The sequence below is a fragment of the Novosphingobium sp. YAF33 genome, from assembly GCF_052113265.1.
Classification (GTDB): domain Bacteria; phylum Pseudomonadota; class Alphaproteobacteria; order Sphingomonadales; family Sphingomonadaceae; genus Novosphingobium.
Genome location: NZ_JBFRCW010000001.1, coordinates 241,419 through 268,019 on the forward strand (window position 1 = coordinate 241,419; position 26,601 = coordinate 268,019).

At 66.2% G+C, this 26,601-nt stretch carries 19 protein-coding genes; 10 read left to right on the forward strand and 9 right to left on the reverse strand.

Going from position 1 to position 26,601, the window contains the following annotated elements:
- The first annotated feature begins 5 nt into the window (after nucleotides 1-5).
- Nucleotides 6-1,982, forward strand: coding sequence for a lytic transglycosylase domain-containing protein (locus AB4Z00_RS01095; protein ID WP_442044518.1), 1,977 nt, complete (start codon nucleotides 6-8; stop codon nucleotides 1,980-1,982).
- A gap of 199 nt (nucleotides 1,983-2,181) precedes the next feature.
- Here AB4Z00_RS01095 and AB4Z00_RS01100 read toward each other — a convergent pair whose 3' ends face one another.
- Complete coding sequence (locus AB4Z00_RS01100) at nucleotides 2,182-3,579, reverse strand: glycoside hydrolase family 27 protein (protein ID WP_442044520.1); 1,398 nt, start codon at nucleotides 3,577-3,579, stop codon at nucleotides 2,182-2,184.
- A 124-nt stretch (nucleotides 3,580-3,703) separates the two neighbouring features.
- Between AB4Z00_RS01100 and greB the strand changes: the two genes are divergently transcribed.
- Both greB and AB4Z00_RS01110 read left to right on the forward strand, forming a co-directional pair.
- Complete coding sequence (gene greB, locus AB4Z00_RS01105; RefSeq protein WP_132261832.1) at nucleotides 3,704-4,189, forward strand: transcription elongation factor GreB; 486 nt, start codon at nucleotides 3,704-3,706, stop codon at nucleotides 4,187-4,189.
- A 44-nt stretch (nucleotides 4,190-4,233) separates the two neighbouring features.
- Complete coding sequence (locus AB4Z00_RS01110) at nucleotides 4,234-4,710, forward strand: hypothetical protein (protein WP_132261830.1); 477 nt, start codon at nucleotides 4,234-4,236, stop codon at nucleotides 4,708-4,710.
- A gap of 126 nt (nucleotides 4,711-4,836) precedes the next feature.
- Here AB4Z00_RS01110 and AB4Z00_RS01115 read toward each other — a convergent pair whose 3' ends face one another.
- A complete protein-coding gene (locus AB4Z00_RS01115) occupies nucleotides 4,837-5,505 on the reverse strand; it encodes a porin family protein (RefSeq protein ID WP_314463685.1) in 669 nt (222 codons plus the stop codon).
- 268 nt (nucleotides 5,506-5,773) lie between these two features.
- Here AB4Z00_RS01115 and rlmN point away from each other — a divergent pair, with 268 nt between their 5' ends.
- Together rlmN and AB4Z00_RS01125 are read left to right on the forward strand one after the other, a co-directional pair.
- A complete protein-coding gene (rlmN, locus tag AB4Z00_RS01120) occupies nucleotides 5,774-7,096 on the forward strand; it encodes a 23S rRNA (adenine(2503)-C(2))-methyltransferase RlmN (protein WP_314463686.1) in 1,323 nt (440 codons plus the stop codon).
- A gap of 202 nt (nucleotides 7,097-7,298) precedes the next feature.
- A complete protein-coding gene (locus AB4Z00_RS01125) occupies nucleotides 7,299-8,225 on the forward strand; it encodes a formylglycine-generating enzyme family protein (RefSeq protein WP_442045060.1) in 927 nt (308 codons plus the stop codon).
- 123 nt (nucleotides 8,226-8,348) lie between these two features.
- Here the strand turns inward: AB4Z00_RS01125 and AB4Z00_RS01130 are convergent, their stop codons facing one another.
- The 4 genes from AB4Z00_RS01130 to AB4Z00_RS01145 form a co-directional block, all read right to left on the reverse strand.
- Complete coding sequence (locus tag AB4Z00_RS01130; RefSeq protein WP_132261827.1) at nucleotides 8,349-9,089, reverse strand: LuxR C-terminal-related transcriptional regulator; 741 nt, start codon at nucleotides 9,087-9,089, stop codon at nucleotides 8,349-8,351.
- Between the two features lie 1,135 nt (nucleotides 9,090-10,224).
- Complete coding sequence (locus tag AB4Z00_RS01135) at nucleotides 10,225-10,908, reverse strand: PIG-L deacetylase family protein (RefSeq protein ID WP_132261826.1); 684 nt, start codon at nucleotides 10,906-10,908, stop codon at nucleotides 10,225-10,227.
- Between the two features lie 3 nt (nucleotides 10,909-10,911).
- A complete protein-coding gene (locus tag AB4Z00_RS01140; protein ID WP_442044524.1) occupies nucleotides 10,912-11,817 on the reverse strand; it encodes a methionyl-tRNA formyltransferase in 906 nt (301 codons plus the stop codon).
- 97 nt (nucleotides 11,818-11,914) lie between these two features.
- On the reverse strand, nucleotides 11,915-13,156 hold the full coding sequence (locus AB4Z00_RS01145; protein ID WP_132261823.1) for a glycosyltransferase family 4 protein: 1,242 nt from the start codon (nucleotides 13,154-13,156) through the stop codon (nucleotides 11,915-11,917).
- A 485-nt stretch (nucleotides 13,157-13,641) separates the two neighbouring features.
- On the opposite strand from AB4Z00_RS01145, the gene AB4Z00_RS01150 reads away from it, so the two are divergent.
- From AB4Z00_RS01150 to AB4Z00_RS01160, 3 genes are read left to right on the forward strand one after another with little or no spacing between them, the layout of a single operon-like run.
- On the forward strand, nucleotides 13,642-15,741 hold the full coding sequence (locus AB4Z00_RS01150; protein ID WP_165921304.1) for a nucleoside-diphosphate sugar epimerase/dehydratase: 2,100 nt from the start codon (nucleotides 13,642-13,644) through the stop codon (nucleotides 15,739-15,741).
- Between the two features lie 13 nt (nucleotides 15,742-15,754).
- Nucleotides 15,755-17,056, forward strand: coding sequence for a DegT/DnrJ/EryC1/StrS family aminotransferase (locus tag AB4Z00_RS01155; protein ID WP_442044527.1), 1,302 nt, complete (start codon nucleotides 15,755-15,757; stop codon nucleotides 17,054-17,056).
- Complete coding sequence (locus tag AB4Z00_RS01160; protein ID WP_243654011.1) at nucleotides 17,053-17,901, forward strand: sulfotransferase family protein; 849 nt, start codon at nucleotides 17,053-17,055, stop codon at nucleotides 17,899-17,901. The genes AB4Z00_RS01155 and AB4Z00_RS01160 overlap by 4 nt, the downstream gene beginning before the upstream one ends.
- A 67-nt stretch (nucleotides 17,902-17,968) precedes the next feature.
- On the opposite strand, the gene AB4Z00_RS01165 is transcribed toward AB4Z00_RS01160, so the two are convergent.
- The 3 genes from AB4Z00_RS01165 to AB4Z00_RS01175 all read right to left on the reverse strand — a co-directional run bounded on the left by AB4Z00_RS01165 (nucleotide 17,969) and on the right by AB4Z00_RS01175 (nucleotide 23,044).
- A complete protein-coding gene (locus AB4Z00_RS01165; protein WP_442045061.1) occupies nucleotides 17,969-19,339 on the reverse strand; it encodes an aromatic ring-hydroxylating oxygenase subunit alpha in 1,371 nt (456 codons plus the stop codon).
- A gap of 271 nt (nucleotides 19,340-19,610) precedes the next feature.
- Nucleotides 19,611-22,079 (reverse strand): PhoX family protein, encoded by a 2,469-nt coding sequence (locus tag AB4Z00_RS01170; RefSeq protein WP_132261820.1) that lies wholly within the window; start codon nucleotides 22,077-22,079, stop codon nucleotides 19,611-19,613.
- A gap of 209 nt (nucleotides 22,080-22,288) precedes the next feature.
- Nucleotides 22,289-23,044: a Crp/Fnr family transcriptional regulator gene (locus AB4Z00_RS01175; protein WP_442044530.1), complete on the reverse strand. Its 756-nt coding sequence runs from the start codon at nucleotides 23,042-23,044 to the stop codon at nucleotides 22,289-22,291.
- Nucleotides 23,045-23,389: 345 nt separating this feature from the next.
- On the opposite strand from AB4Z00_RS01175, the gene AB4Z00_RS01180 reads away from it, so the two are divergent.
- Both AB4Z00_RS01180 and AB4Z00_RS01185 read left to right on the forward strand, forming a co-directional pair.
- The gene (locus tag AB4Z00_RS01180; RefSeq protein ID WP_442044532.1) at nucleotides 23,390-24,031 is read left to right on the forward strand and encodes a biliverdin-producing heme oxygenase; all 642 of its coding nucleotides are present in this window, start codon (nucleotides 23,390-23,392) and stop codon (nucleotides 24,029-24,031) included.
- The gene (locus AB4Z00_RS01185; RefSeq protein ID WP_442044534.1) at nucleotides 24,024-26,585 is read left to right on the forward strand and encodes an HWE histidine kinase domain-containing protein; all 2,562 of its coding nucleotides are present in this window, start codon (nucleotides 24,024-24,026) and stop codon (nucleotides 26,583-26,585) included. The genes AB4Z00_RS01180 and AB4Z00_RS01185 overlap by 8 nt, the downstream gene beginning before the upstream one ends.
- Nucleotides 26,586-26,601 lie beyond the last annotated feature (16 nt).

Genomic DNA, 26,601 nt, shown 5'->3' on the forward strand with positions numbered 1-26,601 from the left:
CCAAAATGTCCAGCATGCAGCGTGTCGCCCCCCTCGTCCTGCTTGCTTCGACCGCCGCATTCGGCATCGCCATCGGCAGCCCCGCAGCCGCGCAAGACGGCCGCGAATGGGACCTTGCCAAGGCTCAGGCGATGCAGTCGCACGACATGGCGGTTCACCAGTCGATCGACCGCTGGCGCCAGCTCTCTGCGTCGGACAGCTTCGATTTCGGCAGCTATTCCGGCTTTCTGCTGACTTATCCCGGTTATCCGCAGGCGGACAAGATTCGCGTTTCGGCCGAACGTGCGCTGCTGAACCAGTCGCCCGACGCCAATTCGGTGGTCTCGTTCTTCACCCGCTATCCGCCGCTGTCGAACCAGGCCGCCGGGCGCTACGCCGTGGCGCTGACCACGCTGCGCCGCCCCGATGCGCAGCAGCGTGCACTGGCCGCCTGGCGCGGCGGCACGCTGGCGCCGAACGACGAAGCACTGATTCTCGCCACCTACCGCGGCATGCTGACCCCGGCCGACCATGACATCCGCATGGACCGGCTGCTGTGGCAAGGCGAAACCTCGCAGGCGGAGCGGCAGGTCTCCTTCGTGTCGGCCGAGCGGCGCGCCCTGTTCATGGAGCGGCTGGCGATGTTGCAGGGCTCGCCCCCGGGCACGCTGGGCCTCGTGCTGACGCCGCAGATGAACGCCGATGCCGGCTATATCTACAGCCGCGCGGTCCAGGCACGGAAGAGCGGCAATCTGCCCGGCGAAATCGCCCTGCTCTCGAATCGCCCCACGCTGACCGCGCCGGTCCCCGAGCCGGAAAAGTGGGTGCGCGAACTGCTCACCGCCGCCAAGGGCGCGGGTGCCGATTCGGCGGTGCGTATCGCCGCCAGCATCGACGACGCCTTCGCGCCCGGCACCGACATCAGCCAGCTCTCCTTCCGCCTGCGCGACGACTATACGACGCTGGTCTGGCTGGGCGGCACCAAGGCCCTGTGGCAACTGGGTGACGCGCGCCGCGCAGCGCCGCTATTCTATCGCTACGGCGCCGCGGCGCAGACGCCCGGCACCCGGTCCAAGGGCTTCTACTGGGCCGGCCGCGCCCTGGCCCGCGCCGGAGACACCGCCGGCGCCAACCGCTATTTCCAGATGGCCGCGGCCTATCCGCACTACTTCTACGGCCAGCTCGCGCTCGAACGACTGGGCCGCCCCTTGCCCGACCTCGACACCCGCCCCCGCGCGGTGCCGACCCAGGCCGAGCGCTCCGCCTTCTTCGCCAAGCCGCTGACGAAAGCCGTGCGCGATGTCGCCCGCGACGGCGACTGGCGCACGACGGTGCAGTTCTTCCGCGAAATCTCGGACCAGGCGCAGAGCGAATCCGACCATGTGCTCGTGGCCGAACTGGCGCGGCAGATCGGCCGCCGCGACCTTGCCGTCATCCTCGGCCAGAGCGCGCACGGCGACGGCTACCAGGACTTCGGCCAGATCGCCTACCCCCTGATCCCGATGCCGCCCGGCGCCGACTTCGCCATGGCGCATGCCCTCACCCGGCAGGAGAGCCAGTTCGCCCAGAACGCGCTGAGCCATGCCGGTGCGCGCGGCCTGATGCAGCTCATGCCCGCCACGRCGCGCGAGCAGGCAGGCAAGCTCGGCATGGCCTATGACGAGAGCGCCCTGATCAACGACGCCAGCTACAACATCCGCCTCGGCGATGCCTACTTCACCCGCATGCGCAATTACTTCGGCGGTTCGCTTCCGCTGGCGGTGGGCGCCTACAACGCGGGCGCGGGCAATGTGAACAAGTGGCTGCGCGCCAACGGCGATCCCCGCACCGGCGCGGTCGACTGGATCGACTGGCTGGAACAGATCCCGATCTACGAAACCAAGAACTACATCCAGCGCGTGCTGGAAAACGCCGTGGTCTACGAATCGATGTACCCGAAGGAGTCGGGTTATCGCGGGAACACGCCGCTTACGCAGCTGATCGGCAAGCGCAGTCCGGGGTGAAGGTTAAGGGAAGAAGCAGGGGAGCATAGCCCCCCTGCACCCCCATTACTGTCGAGGTCACGCGGACCAACCGCGTCGTGCGCCCATGGTCGCGGCGGGAGCCTTATTGGCTGCGCCGCAAGGAGCGCACGACGGATAGGCCGGGCGCTAGGTAGACATTCCGAGGGTCCGGGGGATCATCCCCCGGGTCTTCCTCTTCTTAAATACCCTTCACCCTGAACAACCCCGCCCCGTGCGAAGCAAGCCGCGCCGAAACCCGCCCTTCGACTGCGCCAAGATCCTTGCCCTCCCACAAGTCCCGCACAGAAGCCTTCGCGCCCAAACCAAGCAGCGAAAGCGGCACGCTCACCTCCCGCGCCTTGTCCGACACGTTGAACAGCGCCACGTAGCGATCCCCGCTACCCTCGGCGCGGGCGGTCCAGACCTTGGTGCCGTCGTCGAGGAACAGCGGCGTGTTGTCGGTGCTCGCCTGGTTCACCGCCAGCACTTCGCGGTTGGTCAGCAGCGCCAGCGTGGGCGCGTCGAGGTGGCGCAAATCGCCGCCCATGATGAGCGGCGAGCGGGCGATCGACCAGAGCGTCATCAGCGTGCGCTGCTCGTCCGGGGTGAAGCGGGTATCACGGTCGCCCAGGGCGAGGCGGCCGAGCGGCAGCATGTCGGCATCGGGCCAGGAGCCGGGACCGCGGAACGGCGTCCAGTTCTCCAGGCGCGTGAACTGCGCGTAGAGCTGCGCCCATTCGTCCCAGAAGTCGTCGGAGATGCGCCACATCTGCGCGTGCTGGCGAACGTGGGCGCCGCGCAGGACGGGGGTTTCACCCGGAGAGAGGCTGAGCACGATGGGGCGGCCGCAGCGGGCGATGGCCTTGGCGGCCGCCTCGATCTCGGGCGCGTGCGCGTCGTAGGGACGGCTCATGTCGTCCATCTTGACGAAGTCGACGCCCCACGAGGCATAGAGCTTGAAAATGCTGTCGTAGTAGTCCTGAGCGCCCGGCTTGCTCATGTCGACACCGTACATGTCCGGGTTCCACGAGCAGATGCTGGCGGTGTCGGCGATGTCCTGCGCGCGCAGTTTGGTGCCGAGCACCGGGAGGTTGAGCTTCACGGCGTGACGCGGGATGCCGCGCATGACGTGGATGCCGAACTTCATGCCCATGGCGTGGACTTTGGCGGCGAGCGGCGCGAAGCCCTTGCCTCCCCTGGACGAGGGGAAGCGGTTGGGCGCGGGGATCATCCGGCCGTTGGCGTCCAGCGCCGGCACCGGGTTGGCGTTGTAAGTGTAGCTCTTGGCATCCGGTTCATACCACTGGATGTCGACCGTGAAGACATCGTAGCCGAAGGGCAGCAGCTTCTCGCGCATGATCGCGGCGGTTTCGAGGGCCTGTGCCTCGGTGATGGTGCCGGCGAAGCTGTTCCAGCTGTTCCAGCCCATCGGCGGGCGCGGCGCGAGCGCAGCGCCCGGTGCGGGTGCCAGGCCGGGCATCGGCGCGGCAGCGCCGACGACTGCCGGGCTGCCGGCCTCGGCTCCGGCCCTGCCGGCCAGCCCGAGCAACGGTGCGGAAGCGGCAGCGAACAGTGCGGCGCGGCGTGAAATGTCCATGACGATCCTCAAATCCCGTTAGATATTGCTCGCTCTTTTGTCGGACTAATAGGCGGCGCGCAAGCCGGTGACGAAGCGGATCAGGGACTTGGCCGGACCGGCAATGCTTTATAAGGATCGGGTCATGAAACCCGCCGGTCCTCCGATCTCGCCTTCAGGCATGGCCGCGCTGCGCGCCCGCTACGACCATCTGCTGGGCAAGGAGCGCCCGGAAATCGTCGAGATCGTATCCTGGGCCGCGGGCAACGGCGACCGCTCCGAGAACGGCGACTACCTCTACGGCCGCAAGCGCATGCGCGAGATCGACCGCGAACTGGGCTATCTCGCCCGCCGCATGAAGGCACTGCGCGTGGTCGACCCGCGCGAGCAGACCGAGCGCGGCAAAGTGTTCTTCGGCGCCACGGTGACCCTCGCCGACGAGGACGACCTCCAGATGACCGTGACCATCGTCGGCGACGACGAGCAGGACGCCTCGAAAGGCCTGATCGGCTGGAGCGCCCCCATCACCCGCGCCCTGCGCGGCGCGGCCGTGGGAGACCTCCGCATGGTCCGCCTGCCATCGGGCGAGAAGGAATGGGAAGTGCTGGAGATCGGGTACCCGGCCCCGTGACGTGGCGATTGCGTGGGACTGCGCTGAACGTGGCGGCTCTGGCGATGGCAGGCCTCGCCCTGACGTTCTCGCCCGCGCCGGCACGCGCCCGCGAAAGCCTTGGAATTTACGCCGGTTGGGGCGCGTTCCGCGATCCGGTGATACCGCGATGCTATGCCATAGCCATGGCCGAGCCCAATGCTGCGGCGCGGGAGTACCAGCCTTTCGCGGCGGTCGGCACCTGGCCCCGGCGCGGGGCGCGCGGGCAAGTTCATTTCCGGCTGTCGCGGCGGATCGCGCAGGGCGCGCAAGTGACGCTGTCGCTCGGCGGGGAGCGCTTCGTGCTGACGGCCGGTGAAGGCGATGCCTGGGGCCGGGACGAGAAGGACAATGCCGCCATCGTCGCGGCCATGCGCTCGGCGCCGCGCATGACCGTGACGGCGCGCGACCGCCAGGGCCACCGCTTCGTCAATGCCTGGGCGCTCTCCGGCGCCGCTTCCGCCATGGACGCGGCGCTGATCGGCTGCGCAAAGCTGCAATAAGGACGGTATGTCCGGGCTTTCCGCCCGGCTTTCCGCACTGGCGGAAATCGGCCGCGCAACGGAAACGCGCCACGGAAAAGGGCGGGAACTCTCGCTCCCGCCCTCCCCCTGCAATCGCGTATCGCCTTAGAAGCGGACGCCTACGCCGGCCATGACCTGGTGACGGTCGAGGTCGAGGTCGAAGCGCTGGCCGTCCGCGATGTCGCCGGTGTAGTCCATCTCGCCCTTCTCGTAGTTCGAATAGCGATATTCGAGCTTCACGAAGGCATTGTTGGTGATCGCCTGCTCGACACCGGCGCCGATGCGCCAGCCGTCGGCATCGATGTCGCGGTTGGTTTCCACGGTGCCGAACGTGCTGCGCACGTCGAACTTGGCGTTGGTGTAGCCGCCCTTGGCGTAGACCATCGTGGTCGGCGTGACGACATAGCCCACGCGCGCGCCGACATAGAGATCGCGGTTGGTCTTGACGTTGCCGAGGCCGAAGCCTTCGAAATCGCCGTCGTCGAACTTGGTCTTGGCGGTCGACCAGGTCACTTCGGCTTCGGGACCGAAGACGAGGTTGCCCGACCGGAAGTCATAACCGGCGCCGACGCCATAGGCGAAGCCGTCGATCGACTGGTCGTTGTCGACATTGGCGTCGTCGTCGACGCTGCTGCCGGCCTTGGTCACGTCGTAACCGGCCAGCGCCTCGACGTGGAAGCCTTCGAAGGGCTGGGCCGGGCCGGTGTCCTGCGCCATGGCGGGGACGGAAGCGATGGCGGTGCCGAGGGCGAGGCAGGCGAGAATCTTCTTCATGGGATGCTCCATTCGTTGTTTTTTCCGACGGGCATCCGTTGGCGGCGACCGGCCCGTCTGGACTGGTCAAATGATCGTCATACGGGAGGAGTTTCCTGAACCTAACACAACGAAATTGCTGATGTTTTTGTGTCACACTTGATCGACGGAGCGAGGGCATGGAGCGCCAGGCGGCGGGAACCCGCGAAGCATTGCAGCGGTTCGCGCAGGCCTGCGCGAGCGCGCATCTTCCGTTTTGGGCGCGGATGCACTATATGCCCCCCCGATCATGACAGACGCGAACCAGACTCCTTCCGGCCCCTCCGGCGCCGGGCCGATGCCGATCCCGGGCCATATCGATCCCGTGCCGGTGCCCCGTCCCAACCTCGTGGAGGGGGTGACCCCGCGCGAGGACGGCCGCCTGGACCTGATCGGCCTGCCCAAGAAGCGCATCGCCGAAATGTTCGAAACGGCCGGGCTCGACGCCAAGGCCGCCAAGCTGCGCGCCAAGCAGGTCTACCACTGGCTTTACCACCGCGGCGTCACCGAGTTCGAGGCGATGACCGATATCGCCAAGACCATGCGCCCCTGGCTGGCCGAACGCTTCGTGATCGGCCGCCCCGAAATCGTCGAGGCCCAGCACTCCAGCGACGGCACCCGCAAGTGGCTGCTGCGCACGGCCGACGCGCACGATTTCGAGATGGTGTTCATTCCCGACGCCGATCGCGGCACGCTCTGCGTCTCCTCGCAAGTCGGCTGCACGCTCAACTGCCGCTTCTGCCACACCGGCACCATGCGCCTGGTGCGCAACCTGACGGTGGGCGAGATCGTCGGCCAGGTCATGCTGGCGCGCGATGCGCTGGGTGAATGGCCCAAGGGCCGCATGGACTTCAGCTTCGGCGACGGCATCGACGGCGCGGATGTGGCCGACGACGAGGAGGAAGGCAGCTACACCTCGGATGGCCGCCTGCTCACCAACATCGTGATGATGGGCATGGGCGAGCCGCTCTATAATTTCGACAATGTGCGCGACGCGCTGAAGCTGGTCATGGACGGTGACGGCCTGGCGCTTTCCAAGCGCCGCATCACGCTCTCCACTTCGGGCGTGATCCCGCAGATGGCCCGCTGCGGCGAGGAAATCGGCGTGAACCTGGCCGTCTCGCTCCATGCCGTGACCAAGGATGTCCGTGACGAGATCGTGCCGGTCAACAAGAAGTACGGCATCGAGGATCTGCTCCAGGCCTGCGCCGACTATCCCGGCGCCTCCAACGCGCGCCGCATCACGTTCGAATACGTGATGCTCAAGGACAAGAACGACAGCGACGACGACGCGCGCGAACTGGTCCGCCTGCTCAAGAAGTACGACCTGCCCGCCAAGGTCAACCTGATCCCGTTCAACCCCTGGCCGGGCGCGCAATACGAATGCTCGACGCCGGAGCGGATCAAGTCGTTCTCGGAAATCGTGTTCAGGGGCGGCATTTCGGCCCCGGTGCGCACCCCGCGCGGGCGCGACATCGATGCCGCCTGCGGCCAGCTCAAGACCGCTGCCGAGAAGAAGAGCCGCGCCGAACTGGAGCGCCTCTATGCCGAGAAGGAAAAGGAACTCGGCTGAGCCTTTCGCGCGATCCTCGTCCCTTTCCCGGAAATTTTCGGCCGGAATCTTTCGGCCGGACAGTTTCGGCATGACGCCGTGAACTCGGCATTTGGCGCGGGGCAAATCCGCCCCTAGACAGGGACGAGATCGACCGAGAGGACTTTGGATGACCGAGACCCTGCCCCCGACTTCGGCTGAAGGCGAAGAGCGCCTGCGCGGCATGGTCCGCTTGCCGGGCGGCACTTTCACGATGGGTTCGGAAAGCTTCTACCCCGAGGAAGCCCCGCTGCGGCGGGTGGCCGTCGATGCCTTCTGGATCGACGAGACGCCCGTCACCAATCGCGACTTCGCCCGCTTCGTGGAGGCCACCGGCCATACGACCGGGGCCGAGATCGCACCCGACCCGAAGGACTATCCGGGAATGCCGCCCGAGATGGCGCATGCCGGCTCGCTGGTCTTCCGCAAGAGCGCGACCCCGGTGGACACGTCCAACCCGGCCAACTGGTGGAATTTCGAATTCGGCGCATCGTGGCGCCATCCGCTCGGGCCGGGCAGCGACATCGACGCGCTGGACCTCTGGGATCATCCGGTGATCCACGTCGCTTATGCCGATGCCGAAGCCTACGCGACGTGGGCAGGCAAGGATCTTCCGACCGAGGCCGAGTTCGAATTCGCCGCCAAGGGCGGTCTCGATGATGCGGCCTATGCCTGGGGCGACGAACTCGCGCCCGAAGGCCGGATGATGGCCAATTACTGGCAGGGGCTGTTCCCTTTCGCGAACCAGTGCCTGGACGGCTGGGAACGCACTTCGCCGGTGCGCAGCTTCCCGGCCAACGGCTATGGGCTCTACGACATGATCGGCAATACCTGGGAATGGACGCGCGACTGGTGGTCGGAGCGGCCGGACGCCGGCAAGAAGCAGGGCGGCTCCTGCTGCGCGATCAGCAACCCCAAGGGCGCGAAGCTGAAGGACAGCTTCGATCCCGCGCAGCCGCAGATCCGTATCGGCCGCAAGGTCATCAAGGGCGGCTCGCATCTTTGCGCTGCGAATTACTGCCAGCGCTATCGCCCCGCCGCTCGCCATCCCGAAATGATCGACACGGCGACGACGCACATCGGCTTTCGCTGCGTGGTCCGGGAAAAATAGAAATCCGATCAAGGCGCAGCGTGTAGGAAGCGGCGCTTCGGGAAGCAGCGGCCGGCCGATGGGATCGGCCGGCCAGCACTGTCATTCAGGTCCGTTGCGGCAAAATCGCGCTCGGGACGTTTCCTAGCGGGCGATGGCCAAGGCCACCGGCGCGCGGACCGTTTCCTCGACCGGCACGAAGTCCGGCGTTTCGCGGAAGTCGCCGCCGTGCGTGATGAGCCCCTGGTTCACGGCCCAGATCGCGGCCTGGGTACGGTTCTGGACCATGAGCTTGCGCAGAATGGCCTTGACGTGAACCTTGACCGTGGCCTCGCTGATGTCGAGACGATAGGCGATCACCTTGTTGGGATAACCCATGACCAGGCAGCGCAGCGTATCGATTTCGCGATCGGAAAGCAGCTCGCTGAGCTGGACCTGCACTTCGGCCTTGCCCTCGGCAATAACCTGCTTCTGCGGTAGATGCTGCAGCAGTGCGCTGGGCAATACCTTTTCACCCTGATTAACCAATCGCAGGGATTCGATCAGGGGTTCGGAGCCGATTTCCTTCAACAGGAAGGCATGGGCGCCAAGCTGGAAGGCTTCCACCATCTGCCCGAACTCGAATTCGTCCGCCAGCAGGACCGCCCGCATGTGCGGATGGCGCTCCTTCATGGCCGGAAGGCATTCGAGCAGGTCTCCACACGTTCCCATGTCGAAAACGGTAAGACCAACGGTTGGTGAATCGCTGTCGCTGAGCACCGCGTCACAGTCCTTGAAGAACCGGGTGCACTTGAACTCGCACTTGTCGAGAATCTTGCAGATCCCTTCCCTCACGAGGGAGTTGAAACCGACAATGCTCACGCACACTTCATCAAAAGTCGACATCGTCTTTCTCTCCTGAATAACGGAAATACGGACGACCCAAGCGTATTATGATATTATTTTGGGACTGATCCTGACTCACCCAAGCGCAGGACGGAACAGTCAAAGAACTTCCCTTTCGGAAAATCCCAAATCAGAAAATCAACGACAATCGCTGGATGACCTTGCCAGAATGGCGAGCCCCCCCTTTGCATGCCCCCTATTTCCACCCACACCTTAGGTAGATCACCTTAGAACATATTGTCGTCTTCAAGTCGAGGGGGTGGTTAGGTTCTATTCGAGCCGTGAATGAGCATTCTAGGTGCCTTCGAATTCCCCCTATGATCAGTGGGATACCCCCCCTTTCCAAAAGTTCATTCTGGAGGGCAGGGAGTCAAACGTATAATTCTGGTACACTGTACCTCCAAAGAGGTAGTCTTTCGATAACTTACACCTTTTCAAGACGTTAACTTACAAAAGTTAACATACCTTCCCCCGCCAGGCACGGTTGGAGGGGATCCGCGCCGGCATGCGGAACGGGTTCGAGCGAGGCGTCTTTTTCCGGAAGTCGAGGATTTCCGCCATGCGACTCGCGCTGCGACCGCCCAGTCGCTGCAATCCTCTGCAACCTCCTGGGATCAGGAGGTCGGGCCGGCGAATCGGTTGAGGCCCAGGGTGATTCTCTTCGCGGCTGCAGCACGCGTCGCGCGGCACTGCGGTGAGAAGCTACCGGCAACTACCTCGCCGGTTGTACGGTAAACTAACCGGGCGAATCGATTCGGAGATTTTTCGGGCTCGTTCGAGCCTTTTTACGATGCTCGATCGGGTCGGGGTGAAAGGCCGCGCGAAACCGGCGTCATGATGCCGCGGCAAAGTATTCACCATCTATACATATTCGGATCGCGTCAGAAAAACCGAAGTATTCCCGCTTCAATAGCTGACGCGCAAGCCGCTTCTTGGCAAAGACCGGCCGCCCAACTGTAAAGAGCAGCTCCGCGGCGGCGGCTGGCGGCCGGCGATCCCGCCCTTGCCGGGACGGTGCGACGAGCCGCCCGCGTCTTGCGCCGGGCGGGACCCGAAGCGCGGTCACGGCTTTCAGCGCCGAGCGCGATCGAAAGATGTCCTTTCGCGCGTGCCGGGAGTCGCGCCGGCCGTGGCCTCAGCGCTCTATGGCGCGAACCAGGACGAAGCCTTCAGCAGCCTCGGAAAACACGGTGGAACCCCGCAGCCGGGCCAGCGCCTCGATGGTGATGAGCGAGCGCTCGTCGGGAAAGTCGCGAACCTGGCTCTCGAACAGCGCGAAGGCATCGAGCTTACGCTGCAGGGTGGCCGAGATGTCGATATGGACGTTGGGCACGAAAGGCGGCGTCATCGGCGCTGCGTACCAGTTGGTCTCGGACAGGGTCTCATAGGCCAGCACCCGCGTCGGCACGGTGCGGTCGCGCGGGCGGGCAGCGACCATCGCGGCCAGGAAGCTCAACTGGTGGTCCTGGTGAATGTCCCCCAGGAACGGTACGAAGAGCGTGTCCGGCGCGACTTCGCGCACCACGCGCCCGAGGGCCGCATTGAGTTCGGCAGCAGGCACCACGTCCAGCGAAGCGGCCGGAAAATCCAGCATGTGCACCTGGCTCACGCCGATATGATCGTGCGCGCGGCGCATCTCGGCCTGGACCCGCGCGACGCCGTCTTCCGAGAAGGCGGGAGGCCGCCCGCTGGTGACGACCACGACCTGCACGTCCATGCCCGCCGCCGCCATGCGCGCCATCGTGCCGCCGCAGCCGAGGATCTCGTCGTCGGGATGGGGCGCGACGACGAGGACCTTTCCATAGTGATCGAGAGCCAAGCGCTATCCTTTCAGCACGGCATGCAGGGCCGGTGGCTTGCCCTCGGCAAGCTCCCAGTCGGTCAGTTCGAGCAACCCGTTTCCGGTCTGCACGGTCAATATTCCGTCGCGGCTGGCCATGACCTGCCCCGCGATGGCGTGATGCCGGTCCGCGCCGCCCACGGGCCGCGTGGCCCAGACGGTCATCCTGCGTCCGGAAACATGCGTGAAAGCCCCCGGATAGGGCCGCCCCACGGCGCGGACGAGCCGGTCGATCCCGGCCGCGGAATCGCGCCAGTCGATCAGGCCGTCGGCCGGAGTGCGCTTGGTAGCCCAGGTCGCATAACGCTCGTCCTGCACCTGCCTTGGCTGCTCGCCTTCCGCCAGGCGGGGCAGGAGCGCGCGCAACATCGTGCGCAGGGCGTCCATGTGCTTGTCGTAGAGGCCCTGCGCCGTTTCATCGCGCGCAAGGTGGAAATAGTGCTGCCCCAGGATGTCGCCATCGTCGGTGCCCTCGGCGATCCAGAACAGGCTGGACGCGGAGATCGGCTCGTCCAGCAGGATCGTCCAGGGAATGGCGGCGCGCCCGCGCAGGCGCGGCAGCGGTGCGGGATGATAGCCGATCGCGCCTTTCGCGGCGATCGACAGGAATTCCGGACCGACGATCTGCGACCAGCCGACCACGAAGACGTAGTCGGGCCGCTCGGCGCGAACCATGTCCAGCACCTCGGCATCGTTGGTGCGCGCGATATGGGCGAGCCGCGCCCCTGCCCTTTCGGCGAAGGGCGCCATGTCGACCAGGTCCGAGTGCCGCCCGTGCAGTTCGGGCGGCAAGGTCCCGACCAACGTGAGATCCCAGCCCGGCGCCTCGGCCAGTTCTTCGACGAGCACCTGGGTGCTCCCCACGGCGCCGATCACGACAGCCCGCATTGCCTTGCCCCCGATCCTGACTTCAGAGCACTTTCGCATCGGGTGGGACACCGGATGACTCGGAAAATGCGAAAAACGAAAAACTGGAGTGACCGCTCTAACCCGCGATCGCCCGCGAAGGCCCGGCACTCTGGAGGCGCGGCCCGGCGGATTCGGGCGGCCGGTCGTCCGACGGCGCCGGTTCCGAGCGGATCGTCGCCGGCTCGTTCCAGGGTTCGCGCAGGAGGTCCATCTCGTCGAGCAACTGGTGGTTCACCTTGCGCACGTCGTAGATCTTCTCGGCCAGATCCCGTGAGCGCGCGGCCATGCTCGTCACCAGCGAGGGCGCCTCGATGAAGCGCTGCATCGCCGCCTTGAGCGCGCCCGCGTCGCGCGGTGCCACCAGGAAGCCGTTCTCGCCCTCGATGATCGGCTCGCGGCAGCCGGGCATGTCGGTGGTGATGATCGGACGGCCGGTGGCCATGGCTTCGAGGATCGTGCGCGGCAGGCCCTCGCGGTAATAGGACGGCAGCACGAAGACCGAACAGCTCGCGAGATAGGGCCGCACGTCGCTGGTGCCGGGGATGAACTGGACGGGGAACTGCCGCGCCAGCCGGGCGCATTCGACTTCGTCGATCCCGGTCGGATTGTCGCGCTCGTAATGGCCGAGCACGCAGAATTCGACTTCGGGATTGTCCAGCTTGAGCTGCCGGGCCGCCTCGACGAATTCGTAGATGCCCTTATCGCGCATCAGCCGGCCGACCAGCAGGAAGCGCAAGCGGTTGCGCGGCAGCGGCTCCAGCCGGAAGCGTTCGAGATCGATGCCCGAGCCTGGCACTTGCACCACGTTCTGGCGCGACGTGACGATGCCGAGGTCGATCATGTCCTGCCGGTCGTCGGCATTGAACACGAAGACGCCCCGGGCGCGGCGAACCGCCTCGCGGTAAAGCCGGGTCACGGCCCAGCGCAGGCCCTTGCGGGCGCTGGAATCCTCGCTGAAGACGTAGCCCAGCCCCGACATCAGCGCGAAGAAGCGCGGCACGCAAAGCATGCGTGCGGCGATCCCGCCGTAGATGATCGGCTTCTGGGTATAGGCCAGGACCAGGTCCGGCTTTTCGGCCATCATCAACTTCACGTAAGCGGACAGCAGGGCCGCATCCTTGACCGGATTGGTGCCGGTGCGCGCCATCGGCACGATCCTGAAGCCTATGCCCCAGGCCGCGAGATCGCGTTCCACGGCGGCGTTCTGGTCAGGCGCCACGGCGACGACTTCATGCCCGTTCGCCTTCAATTCCCGCAGCAAGGCGCCCCGGAAATTGGTGAGCGAATAGGCAAGACTGGACAGGACGAGTATCTTCATTGCGTAATCGAGCCCCAGGCTGACGGATGGTGCCGCAAGGCAGCCCCCACGCCCCCGCGTGTGTGCCCCATCCCGATGTCGCCCTGAATGATGACCCTCGGACCGCCGATCGCAAGCGACTAATCGGCTGATAGCCCTTCGAGATGGCCCGCGGCGATTAAGGGATGGTTTCCGGCAAGGGCGCCCGCTCCCTTTGGATCACCCCCATGTCCGACAGTCGAAGGCGCGACCTATTCGCAAGAGAATCGGCAATTACGGCTGATGGCTTCATGCACAAGTGCGCGCCCTGAAATTGGTCAATAGATCATGAATCGATGAGGCCGGGTGCGGCCCCCCGAGCATTTTTCCGGTCCTGAAAAACGGCGCCGGAAAGAAGGAGCCGGAAAAGCCGGACCCGCGGAAACTGCCACGGGCACTGCTCCGGAACGCCGGGAGGCAGGATGCACCGGGGAAATTGGGCCCGAAAAGCTGAAAAGGTCGACGCGATGAGTCATACCGCCACGGGAAGCAGTGCCTCGACGATGAGCGTCGGCTCCGCAAACAGGTTCCTGCGCGTACGCAAGTTCGGATCGACGGGCGGGCGTTCGCGCTCTCCGTCCACGCAGTTCAGCCTGCGGCGGACTTTCCGCAATACCGTGCTGATGACGATCGACTTCATCGTGCTGTCGATCACGCTGGCGCTGGCCTTCACGCTGATCGGCAAGACCGGCTTCCCCAAGTCCGACGGCCACATGGGCGCCATCCTGGGCTTTGCCCTGGTGGTGATCGGCGTGTTCTACACCGCCGGGATCTATCGCCGCAGCTGGCGCTACTTCAGCTTCGCCCATGCCATCCAGCTGGCGATGCTGACGGTGCCGGCCTTCGCGCTGGCCTGGGTGGCGATCATGATCGTGCCCGGTGTGCGCGCCGAACGCGCGCAGCTGCTGGAGATCGCGCTGGCCCAGTGGCTCTTCGCGATGACCGCGCTGTTCTTCGTGCGCGGCGCCCGCCGTGCCCTGCGCGAGAAGATGACGCACACGGCCAAGATCCTGCCGGCGCATGTCGACAACAAGAACCTGCGCGGCGCGCTGCTGGTGGGCTCGCCCGACTGGGCGCTCTCGATCATCGAGATGCTGCGCCGCGAGGCCACGCCCAGCTTCTTCGTCACCGGCGTCCTGCTTCCGGCCGACAACGATACCCTGCAGCAGATCGCCAGCGTGCCGGTGCTCGGCAGCCACGACGATCTGGCCCATGCGGTGGAAACGCTGGAACTCCAGGGCCGCCGCCCTTCGCTGGTGATCGCCTGCGACGACGGCACCGACCTTTCCAACCGCGAGATGGCGCGGCTGACGTCGCGCGCGCGCAACCTCGGCCTCGAACTCTCGCGCATCCGCGACGGCTGGAGCCATATCCTCCAGCGCAACCACGGTGCCGCGCCCGACGAGCTTTCGGTGAAGGACCTGCTGGGCCGCAGCGAATTCACGCTGGAGGGCGAGCAGATCACCAGCCAGATCACCGGCAAGTGCGTGCTGGTGACCGGCGCGGGCGGCACGATCGGCGGCGAACTGTGTTGGCAGCTCGCCAGCTTCCGCCCCTCGCGCATCGTGCTGGTGGAGCATAGCGAATACCATCTCTATGCCATCGAGATGAAGCTGCGCGAGCAGTATCCCGATCTCGACGTCCAGCCCGAGCTATGCAACATCCGCGAACGCGACGAAGTGCGCCGCGTGTTCGAGCGCCACCGGCCGGTGATCGTCTACCATGCCGCCGCGCTCAAGCATGTGCCCATCGTCGAGGCCAGCCCTTGCGCCGGGGTCCACACCAACATCCTGGGCACGCGCATCGTCGCCGACGCGGTCTGCGAATATTCCGCCAAGGCCATGGTCCAGGTCTCCACCGACAAGGCAGTGAACCCGGTGGGCATGATGGGCGCCACCAAGCGCGTGGGCGAGCTTTACAGCCAGGCGCTGGACATGTGCGGCGTGGACGATCCCGAAGCCCCGCGCTTCATGACCGTGCGCTTCGGCAACGTGCTGGGATCGAGCGGCTCCATCGTCCCGCTGTTCCACCGCCAGCTTCGCGAAGGCCGCGCGCTCACCGTCACCCATCCCGACATCGAGCGCTTCTTCATGACCGTGCGCGAAGCGGTGCAGCTGATCCTCCAGAGCAGTTCGGCCGCGCTCAGCCAGAACTCCCAGCGCGGCACGATCTTCGTGCTCGACATGGGCAAGGCGGTGCGCATCGTCGACCTCGCCTACCGCATGATCCGGCTCTACGGACTTCAGCCGGAGATCGACGTGCCGGTGGAATTCGTGGGCCTGCGCCCCGGCGAAAAGCTCTACGAAGAGCTGTTCGACATCTGCGAGGAACAGCTTCCCTCGGGCATCAAGGGCATCTTCGAGGCGCAGTCCAAGCCGATCCCCCTGCCCTTCATCTCGCGCAGCATCGACCGGCTCGCCCGCGCGGTGGAACTGGGCGACCACACCGAAGCGCGGCGGATCACGCACACCCTCGTCAAGGTGCCGAGCGGCAGTGCCGGGTTCGAAGTGGTCGAGAACCAGAGCATGATCCACCCGCACGGCACCGGCGAACCGGTCAAGGCTTGAGGAGAGCATTGTCGTGAACCTGGCATCCCCGCCCGCCGTCGAGGATGCGTCCTCGCCGGCGGCAGACACCACCCGTCCCCTGCACGCCTCCGCGGCATCCGCCGTGACGACGACCGCGACCGAGCCCGTGCCGCCCCGGCCCGTGCGCAGCCTCTGGCCCCGCCACGAGGCCGACGAGATCGAGGCGGTCGCCCATGTCCTGCGCTCGGGCAAGGTCAATGCGCTCGTGCACGGCGGGGAGAACCGCGCCTTCGCCGCCGAGTTCGCCCGCTTCGTCGGCATGCCGGAAGGGATGTGCCTGGCCAATGGCACGCTGACGCTGGAAGTGGCGCTGCGCGCGCTCGGCGTCGGGCCGGGCCATGAAGTGATCGTCCCCGCCCGCAGCTTCTTCGCCACGGCCAGCTGCGTGCTGGCGGTGGGCGCACTGCCGGTCTTCGCGGATGTCGACCCGGTCAGCCAGAACATCGATCCGGCCTCGGTCGAGCGGCTGGTGACGCCCGCGACGCGCGCCGTGCTATGCGTCCATCTGGCCGGCTGGCCCTGCGACATGGATGCGCTCGGCCGGATCTGCGAGGACCACCGCCTCCACCTCATCGAGGACTGCGCCCAGGCCCACGGCGCCACCTGGCGCGGCCGCCAGGTCGGCTCCTTCGGCGCGGCATCGTCCTTCTCGTTCTGCACCGACAAGATCATGTCCACCGGGGGCGAAGGCGGCCTGCTGCTGCTGCGCGACCATCAGGTCTGGCTGCGTGGCTGGGCCTTCAAGGACCACGGCAAGAGCTACCTCAAGGTTACTGACGGCGGCGGCACGCCCGGCGCCTTCCGCTATATCCACGACACGCCCGGCTCCAACTATCGCATGACCGAGATGCAGGCCGCGCTCGGCCGCTGCCAGCTCGGCAAGCTGCCGCGCTGGCTGGCCGCCCGCCGCCGCAATGCCGAGGCGCTGCTGGAAATGCTGGCCGATGTGCCCGGGCTGATCCTGCCCGAAGCACCGGCGGAAGTGGGCCATGCCTGGTACAAGTTCTATGTCCGCCTGGAAGGCAGCGCCGACCGGGTGGAAGAGCGCCGCCGTGCGGTGCTGGCCGGTCTGCTGGCGCGCGGCATTCCCGCCGGAAGCGGATCGTGCCCCGACATGAGCCGCGAACATGCGCTCTCCGGCCTGCCCGTCCGGCGCGACGGCGCGCTGGCGAATGCCGTGGATCTCGGCCGGCGAACCTTGATGTTCCCGGTCGATCACACGCTGGAACCGCAGGACATGGCATGCATGGCCGAAGCCCTGCGCGAGGCGATGATGGAGACGACGGCACGATGATGACCCCCGAATGGCATCCCGGTTTCATCGTCATCGGCGCGGTCAAGGCAGCCACCACCTGGATCCAGGCGCGCCTTCAGGACAATCCGGCGATCTTCATGCCCGATGCCGAGCCGCACTACTTCAGTTCCGAATTCGATCGCGGCGAGGACTGGTATCGCGGCTTCTTCGCGAACCGCCCTGCGCAGGCCCAGGTAATCGGCGAGAAATCCGCCGACTATCTTGCCCATCCGCTGGCCGCGCATCGGATCGCCCGCGCGCTGCCGCAGGCGCGGCTGGTGCTGCAGCTGCGCAACCCGGTGGAGCGCGCTTATTCCGACTACAAGATGTTCTACCGCCGCGGCACCTTGAAAGGGCCCCCGGAAGAATACCTGCGCTCGATGGACAATCCCTATCCGCGCTTTCTGGAGGACGGGCTCTATGCACGCCATCTGGCCCGCTGGTACGACCTGTTCCCGCGCGAGCAGATCCTGATCTACCTCTATGACGACGTGACCGTGCAGCCCGAGCGAATCGTCGAGGCCGTGTCCGAACATATCGGCGTCTCGCCGGTCTATCGGCCGGAAGCCGCGCGGGAGCGCGCCAACAACAGCCGCGCCGCGATCCTGCCGCTGCCGCTGCGCAAGGCGCTGGCCCCGCTGAAAGACACGGTGCGCCCGCTGCGCGGCACCCCGGTGTTCGAGAACGTCCGCTCGCTGCTGGCGCGGGAAATGACCTATCCCCCGCTCGCGCCGGGCCTGCGCGAACAGCTGCGCGATTTCTATGCGCGCGACGTGGAGACGCTGGAAGCGATCTGCGGGCTGGACCTTTCGCGCTGGAAAGTGACGGCGCGAACCGCCGCCTGAACGCGCGCAAAAAGCCCGTCGTCCCGGAACCGTTCCGGGACGACGGGCTTTTTGCCGCGCTTCCGGCTTACTCCAGTTCCAGCCGCGTCGGCGCGCCCATGCCGTCCATGAAATTGGCCAGGTTGCGGTGGAGGTTGRTGACCTTCTGCTCCTGATGCGGGTTGGGCAGCGGGCCGCGGAAGCCGCTGGACTTCATGCCCTTCTGCACGAACTGCATGTTCGAGAAGTCCTGCGCCAGCACCGAACCCCAGTTCTCGCCGATCGGGTCGGCATAAGTCCATTCGGTTTGCGGCGCCTCGCCATCAGGGAAGCGTTCGAGCGCGTAGCTTTCGAACACGCACTTGTCCGGGTCGTCGCCGTAAGGACGCACGCGGTAGCAGAGCGCGAAAGTCTCGCCGTGGAGGATGTTCTGGTTGGGGAACAGGCCCCAGGCGAGACCGCCCTCCTTCTTGATCTCCGGCGGAACTTCCGGCCAGATCACCCCGCGTGCGGCATCGTCGGCACGGGCGGACTTCAGCCAATGAGCAATGATCTCACCCGGCGTGGCGGTGTCGGGCAATTCGTCCACCAAGCGGCTGGCGGCATTGACCAGCGTTTCGGTGGAGGCGGAGTAGTTCACCGTCTCGTAGTTTTCGCGGATGAGTTCGTAAGTGGAGACGCGCGCGTCGTCGCCCTTTCCGGCGCGGGTGGTGCCGGCGCTTTCGCTCATCTGGAACTTGCTGTCGCGGGTGTCGTAGCTGGAGACCGAATGCAGGCCGTACTGCTTCGACAGCGCGTAGTAGTCGCCATAGGCCAGAAGCTGCGTGTGCGTGCCGGCGACGTGGTAGGGTTCCAGGAACGCCTCGATCGCGGTCTTCCAGTTGCAGTCGTAGATCGCCCACTGGCGCCACTTGTAGTGCATGCCGGCCAGATCGAAGTGGTCCAGGATCTCGCCCGCGCGGCCCATCCATTCCTTCAGCGGCACCGCATCGGGGTCCATGCTGATGTAGATGTAGCCGCCCCAGGTATCGACCTGCACGTCCGACAGGCAGGTCATCTCCGGCGTCAGCTTGTTCTGCCAGTCCTGCGGGTCGAGGATGTAGGTGTTCTTGCCATCAAGGTCGAACGTCCAGCCGTGGAAGCCGCAGACGAAGCTCTTGCGGTTGTTGCCGCGCACGTCGTGGACCTTGCCCGGCAGCATCGACGGCACCGAGACGAGCTGGCGGCCGCGGTGCGGGCAGACATTGTGGAAGGCGCGCAGGCTGCCGTCGTCCCCCCGCAGGACGATGATCGATTCGTCCGCGACGTCGTACGTCATCCAGTCGCCGGGATTCGGCAGGTCGCTCTCGCGCTCCACCATCTGCCAGACCTTGGGCCAGAGCAGCGTCTTTTCCGCGGCCAGGTAGTCCTTCGAAAGGAAGGCGGTGGTGGGGTAGGTGGCGAGACGTTCCTCGTCCATGTCCTGCGCGGTCAGCGTGGTCTTGGTGCTTGCTTGCCCGTTGCCATATTGCGGCTTGCCCGTCTCTTTCACGCGGCCTCTCCTGTTATCAACAGGACTGTTCATTAAGCCATCGCGGGCACCAGTTCCAGCGGCAGTATCCCCTCGGCGCAACGCCGGGGCGATACGACCGACGCGCCCCTGAACGAAAAGAGGAGGAGACGCGCTGCGTCCCCTCCCCCTCGATCGCTAACGGATTTCGATCAGAGCGCGATAGCGCCCCCATCATCGCTCACAGAGCGATAACGCCTCCGTCATCCTTGGTGATCGCAACGATCGCCGAGCGCGGACGCACGGTGGCAGCCGCCGCGCCCGTCTGGCTGTCGGGCCAGTGGCTCGACGGTGCGGCCGGGGTGCCGTCCTCGCCCGGGTGCTGGATGCCGACGAAGAGCGTGCGGCCGTCCGGCGTCATGTCGATGCCGGTGATCTCGCACTGGACCGGTCCGACGAGGAAGCGGCGCAGGTTCGCTGCGGTCGCTGCCGCGCCAACGATGGTCGCCTGGGTGGCGGTGGCGCCGGTGGAGCCGGTGTTGGTGATCGTTTTCGCGCCGCCGTCTCCGACATGGCCGGGAATGGCCGCCAGCAGCATGCAGTTGGTGCGATCGGTCATCGCGCCGTCGTCCGTTTCGATCCAGAGCACCGGATTGAACTGGCCTGCCGCATTGGTTGCGCGCGAGAAGTAGCAACCGTCCGGGCTGGAGAAGTCGTTGTCGGCAGTCAGGCCCGAGATGTTGACGTTGGCCCCTGCGTCGGCGGCATCCGCGCCGAACAGGTAGATGTCCCACTTGAAGGTGAGCGCGGCCGTGGTGTCGCCGTCTTCGCGCAGGCGGACGATGTGGCCGTTGGGGTTGCCGTACTGCGCGGTGTTCGACGAACCCTTCGGGTCGTTGTAGTGGCGCGGGTTGGCAGCGTCGGTGCCGGTGAGCGGACGGCCGGCGGCATTGTTGTTGGTGAGGGTGAGGTAGATCTCACCGGTCACCGGGTTGCCGGCAGTCCATTCCGGACGGTCCATCGGCGTGGCGCCGAGCGCGTCGGCGGCCAGGCGGGTGTTGACGAGAATGTCGGCCTGGTCGGCGAAGACATATTCCGGGGTCGTGCCCACGGCCGCACGGTTCGGCACCGAACCGAAGACCATGGGCAGCCACTGGCCGGAACCGTCGGCATTGAACTTGGCGACGTAGAGCGTGCCGGCGTCAAGGTACTTGTCGCCCATGGCCAGGCGGCTGGTCGTGGCGGCGTCGGCTGCGGCGTAAGTGGCCGAGGACACGAACTTGTAGAGGTATTCGCGGCGCGAGTCGTCGCCCATGTAGACGCCCAGCTTCTGGCCATCGACGGCGCGAACGAAGGCGCCTTCATGGCCGCAGCGGCCCAGTGCCGTGCGCTTGCGCGGGGTCGATTTGGGATCGTAGGGATCGATCTCGACCACCCAGCCGTACTGGTTGGGCTCGTTGCGATAGTCTTCGGCCGCGCTGGCGCCGATGATGGTCGCATTCCACTTGGTGTAGATCGAGTCGGCCGAATCGGCGAACGACCAGGCATAGCTGCCGGTGCGGCTGGTGACGCCGAAACGGGCAAGCGCGGTCATTTCGCGAACGCTGCGCTTGGCGTCGTCCGCTGCGTCGCGGCGGAAGTAGCCGGCCCAGTTTTCCTCGCACGTGAGGTTGGTGGCCCAGGGCGTGATGCCGTTGGCGCAGTTGTTGATGGTGCCGCGGCCGATCGACCCATTGGTCGAGTAAGCCGTGACCAGCATCGCCGAACCGGCTGCCGGACCGTGGAAGCTCATCGGCGTGTTCGGGGTGATGCGGCGATTGAAGCTGCCGGTGGGCACGTAGGACCACTTGCGGCTTCCGGCATCGACATATTCCGACACCGAGACGCCGTGGGCCTCGATTTCCTTGAGCGCTTCGGCAGCCGGGCGCGGGCCGGTGGAAACGTTCGTGGGGCCGTTCGGATGGAGGTACTGGACGTTCAGGTTCTCGTGGTTCTGCACCATGAGACCGCGGGTCGAGCTGGCATCGTCGCGTCCGCCGGCGGCCGAGAGGCCGAAGAAGTGCAGCGCGTCGCCGTGATCGCCGATGCGCTGGGCGAAGTTGCTGTCCGAACCGTCGTTGGCATAAGCCGAAACACCGGTGGCGAGCGGGTCGCCAAGGCGGGTCATCACGGTGACCGAATAGCCCGAGGGCACCTTGACGCTGTCTTCCAGGCTATGAGCGACGGCGGCAAAGCCGAGCACCGCCGGCGAGACGCGCACGGTGGTGGTGGCGGTGCGCACTTCGCCGGTCACGCTGGTGGCCGAGAACGTGAAGACCAGATCGCTGGCGGCGCTCACGGCCGGGGCGAGGAAGCTGACGGTGGAGCCGGTGCCGGTGAGGGTCACGGCGGTGCCGGACGTCTGGGCCCAGCCGGTGGCAAAGCCGCCGAAGCCGTTCTCGGGCGTGCCGGTCAGCGTGACGACGCGGCCGGCGCTGGTCGCGGCATTGGCGCCGGCGCTGACCGAAACGGTGTTTTCGTTGTCGTCATCGCCGCAGGCGGCCAGCAGGGCCGTACCCATGAAGGCCATGGTCGTGGCGCCGGCACCGCGGAACAGGGCCTGGCGGCGCGAGTAACGCTCCGCGGCCATGCTCTCCAGCGAGCGCTCGGTAGTTGGATTCGTATCGACATCGCCATCGGTATAGCCGTTGGCGGGAAGCCCTTCAGTCATGGTGTGCCCCTGTTCTTGTGACATTCGCACAGGGGTAGCTAAGAGCGCTTCATGGCAATTGAGCGCAAATTCGATGTCACTTCGATGTCTATTTCACGACATGACTCCGTGTTGCAGCAGAACGCCGGCAACTTTGCTCGATTACGGAGGCGATTGCGGTATTTCTTGGGGGATCACCGGCGCGGCGGACAAGCCATTCTCTTTCGCGCTCAGTCCTCTTTCGGGTAGACCCCGCCCAGCACTTTCTCGAAATGCGCGGCAACGTGCTCGTTGCACGAACAGGCCTTCTCGCTCAGGCTTTCACGGTCCGCGACATGGATCCCGCCGCGCCGGGTCCGCACCAGCCCCTCGCGCTTGAAGCGCTGGAGCACGCGGCTGGCATAGCTGCGCCCGATCCCCATCATCGAGGCGAGCTGTTCCTGGGTCATCGTCACGTCGTTGCGGCCGATCCGGTCCACCGCGGCGATCAGCCACTTGGCCGCGCGCTCCTCGATGGTGTGGACCGCGTTGCAGGCGATCGACTGGAACACTTGCGCCATGACGCAGTCCGCATAGCGCGCGAACAAGCTGGCGACCGACGGGGAGCGGCTTTTCACGTCATCGAGCTGGCGCGTGGGGATGCGCCAGAACAGGCCGCCGTGAAGCACGTTGGCGCGCGCATATGCCGGCAGGCTGCCGTGGCTCACCACCCCGCCCAGCGCGCCTTCGCGGCCCACCAGGATCGTCTCCACCGAGATGCCGCTGTCCAGTTCGACGAAATAGGAGCAGATCGCGCCGCCGCGCGGCAGGAAGCAGTAATCGACCGGGTCTCCCGGCTGGTAGATCACTTCGCCGGGCCGCATCTGCACTTCGGCCAGGTGGGGTTCGAGCAGGGCAAAATCCGCCGGCCTCAGGGCAGCGAGAAGATCGCTCTGCTCGTGGCCCGGCTGGACGGCCATTTTCATCGGCTCCCTGATATAACTCACCATATTCTCCCGCGCCTTAAGGCCAGTAATGCGGCTGGCCGCTTGCGGTTCCCTTGGGCCGCGTACAGAAGTGAACAGACGCAGGGGTGCCGGGCCGTTAAAGCGTTACGGAGGAACATTTCTCCGGCGCCGGAGTTGTGATGCCTCGCAAGATGCGCGGGGCACGGGGTGTTGGGACGGGATGTGCCAGGACAAAAGGGCGGGGCAAAGGCGCGAGGCGCACAAATGCTGGCGCGTCGGGGCATCCTTGTGCTTAAGCACGTCCCGTATGCAGGCGCGCCCGGGCAACGCCCGCGCATCCTGAACCAAGTGCTTGTAGATATTTCCTTTTAGGCGAACGAATTGATGCGGACCGAGGACCTGACTGCCCAAGAAGCCGACCTGCTGGCTGCCCTGCGCGGCGCCACCGCTCCGGCTCACGAAGGGCTCGACAGTGCTTTCGGCTCGCTCGACCTGAGCCGCCGCGAAGAGCAGGCGCGCTTCCTGGCCGCCCATGCCATCGGCCTTGCGCCGCTGTTCCCCGTCGTCCGCCACTTCGCGGAGACGGTGCTGGGCCAGTCCATCCCGGACTATCCCGCCATGCTGCGGGCCGACCTTGCCGAACTGGGCATGGACGCCGCACGCCTTGCGGCGCTCCCCATGCCTGACGACGCGGCACGCGGTGCGCCAGCCCCTGATGCCGGAGCCACCGATGCCGGAGCCGCAGGCACCTGCTATGTCGTCGCCGGTTCGCGGCTGGGCATGACGGTGATCCGCCGCGAAGGCTACTGGGGGCGCGCGCATGGCACGCCCTCTCGCTACATGGAGGACGAGGCAGGCCACGGCCTGTGGAAGGCGCTGGTGCCCTGGCTCAAGGCGCAGCGCGCCGGGACCCTGGAGGGCCAGGCGGCGGTCTCGGCCGCCCGCAGTGCCTTCGCCACTTTCGCGCAGGCCTTCGATCTTGCGCAAGGCGCGGCTCCGGCACCGGAAGGCGATGTTCGTGGCTGACGACATGCCCAAGGTCGACCTCACCACCTGCGATCTCGAACCGATCCACGTCATCGGCCGTATCCAGAGCTTCGGATGGCTCCTGTCGTTCTCCAGCGACTGGATCATCAACCACGTCTCGCTCAACTGCGCGGAGCTGTTCGGCATCGCGCCGCGTGAACTGGTCGGTCTGCCGGCCATGCAGTTCCTGTCCCCCGCCGCCATGCACGACATCCGCTCGCGCCTGCAGGTGCTGGGCGGGGCGAGCGCGGTGGAGCGCGTCTTCGAAGTGGACCTGCGCGGCGATGGCCGCCTGTTCGACATGGCGATCCATGTCTCCGGCCGGTCCTACGTGCTGGAGATCGAGCCGCACGAAGGCGGCCGCCGCCGCGACTTCGTGAGCTATGTGCGCCCGATGATCGACCGGCTGCGCCAGGCCACCTCCATCGAGCAGCTCTGCACCAACGCCGCCCGCCACTTGCGCGGGCTGACCGGGTTCGACCGGGTGATGGTCTACCGCTTCGAGAACGACGGCGCAGGCGAAGTGATCGCCGAAAGCCTGAACGGCATGGTCGACAGCTTCAAAGGCCAGCACTTCCCCGCATCCGACATTCCCGCGCAGGCACGCCGGCTCTACACCCGCAACCTGCTGCGCATCATCAGCGACATCGACGATCCCACCGTGGCGATCCATCCGGTGACCGACCCCAATGGCGACCCGCTCGACTTGTCCATGTCGGGCCTGCGCGCGGTTTCGCCGATCCACATCGAATACCTGCGCAACATGGGCGTGAAGGCATCGATGTCGGTTTCGATCATGCGGCGCGGCAAGCTCTGGGGGCTGATGGCCTGCCATCACTACTCGCCGCTGCGTCTGTCCTACTCGGTCCGCACCGCCAGCGAGCTGTTCGGCGAGTTCTTCGCCTATCTGCTGGAGCAGAAGGAATCCGACTTCGCGCTGGAACAGCGCGCAGCCTCGATGCGGCTTCACGACGAGATGATGTCGCGGGTCGCGGGTGGCGGGTCGCTGCTGGAGGCTTTCGAGGACTTCTCGGAATCGATCGGCCGCGTGATCCCCTTCGACGGCGCGATCGGCTGGGTGGACGGACGCTTCATGAGCCACGGCGCCGCGCCCGGCGAGCAGCAGTTCGCCGAACTCGCCCGCTTCCTCAACACCGCCGGCGCCAGCACGATCTGGTCCACCGATTCCATCGGCGCAGTCTTCGAGCCTGCCCGCGAATGGCTGGACAAGGCCGCGGGCCTGCTGGCGCTGCCGGTCAGTCGCTCCCCGCGCGACTACATCGTCCTGTTCCGCCAGGAGCAGGTACGCGAGGTCAAATGGGCCGGAAACCCGGAAAAGGCGGTCGAGCTCGGCCCCAACGGCGCGCGCCTGACGCCGCGCAAGAGCTTCGAGATCTGGAAGGAGGAACGCCGCGGCTTCTCCCTGCCCTGGGCCGAGGAAGAAGTTCTCGCCGCCGAAGCCTTGCGCATCACCCTGCTCGAAGTCGTGCTGCGTCTGTCCGATGCCGCCCATGTCGAGCGTGAGCAGGCCACCCGCCAGCAGGACATGCTGATCGCGGAGCTGAACCACCGCGTGCGCAATATCCTCAACCTGATCCGCGGCCTGGTGGCGCAGAGCAAGGAGGGCGCCGCGACGATCGACGAATTCGCCGATATCGTCGGCAGCCGCATCCACGCCCTCGCCCGCGCGCACGACCAGGTGACGCAGAAGGACTGGACGCCGTCCTCGATCTACGACCTCATTCGTACCGAGACCGCCGCTTATGCCGGCGACAGCGCCGACCGCGTGGTGATCGACGGCCCCGACGCGCTGGTCGCACCCAGCGCCTTCACGACGCTGGCGCTGGTGTTCCATGAGCTGATGACCAATTCGTGCAAGTACGGCGCCCTGTCGGATCCGCGCGGGACCGTGACGGTCACGCTCGACCGCGGCGACGACGGCTCGCTGGAGATCGACTGGCGCGAAGCCGGCGGTCCGCCCGTCGCCACGCCCACCCGGCGCGGCTTCGGCTCCACCATCATCGAGCGCACTATCCCGCACGAACTGGGCGGATCCGCCTCGGTGATCTACCCCAGGGAGGGGATGAAGGCTCTGTTCCTCCTGCCCGCGGACCATGTCGCCAGCTTCGAGACGCCCAGCCCGTCCGAACTGCGCCCCGCGCCCGCACCTGCGGACGGCGCGGACCTCACCGGCGCGCTCCAGAACGGCATCGCCCTGGTGGTGGAAGACAACATCATCATCGCCATGGAAGCGGAGGACCTGCTGCGGGACATAGGCTTCCAGGACTGCCGCGTGGCCGGTTCGATCCAGCCGGCCATGGCGCTGATCGAGACCGGGGAAGTCTCCTTCGCCATGCTCGACGTCAATCTTGGCCGGGAAACCAGCGAGCCGGTGGCGCAGGCGCTTGCGGAGCGCGGCGTGCCCTTCATCTTCGCCAGCGGCTATGGCGAGCGATCGCTGATGTCCGGGCTGTTCAAGGGCGTGCCCGTAGTCACCAAGCCTTACGGCGAACGCGAAGTGCGCGCGGCCATCGCCCGGCTGCACGAAGGGTAAGGGGATCGGGCATAGG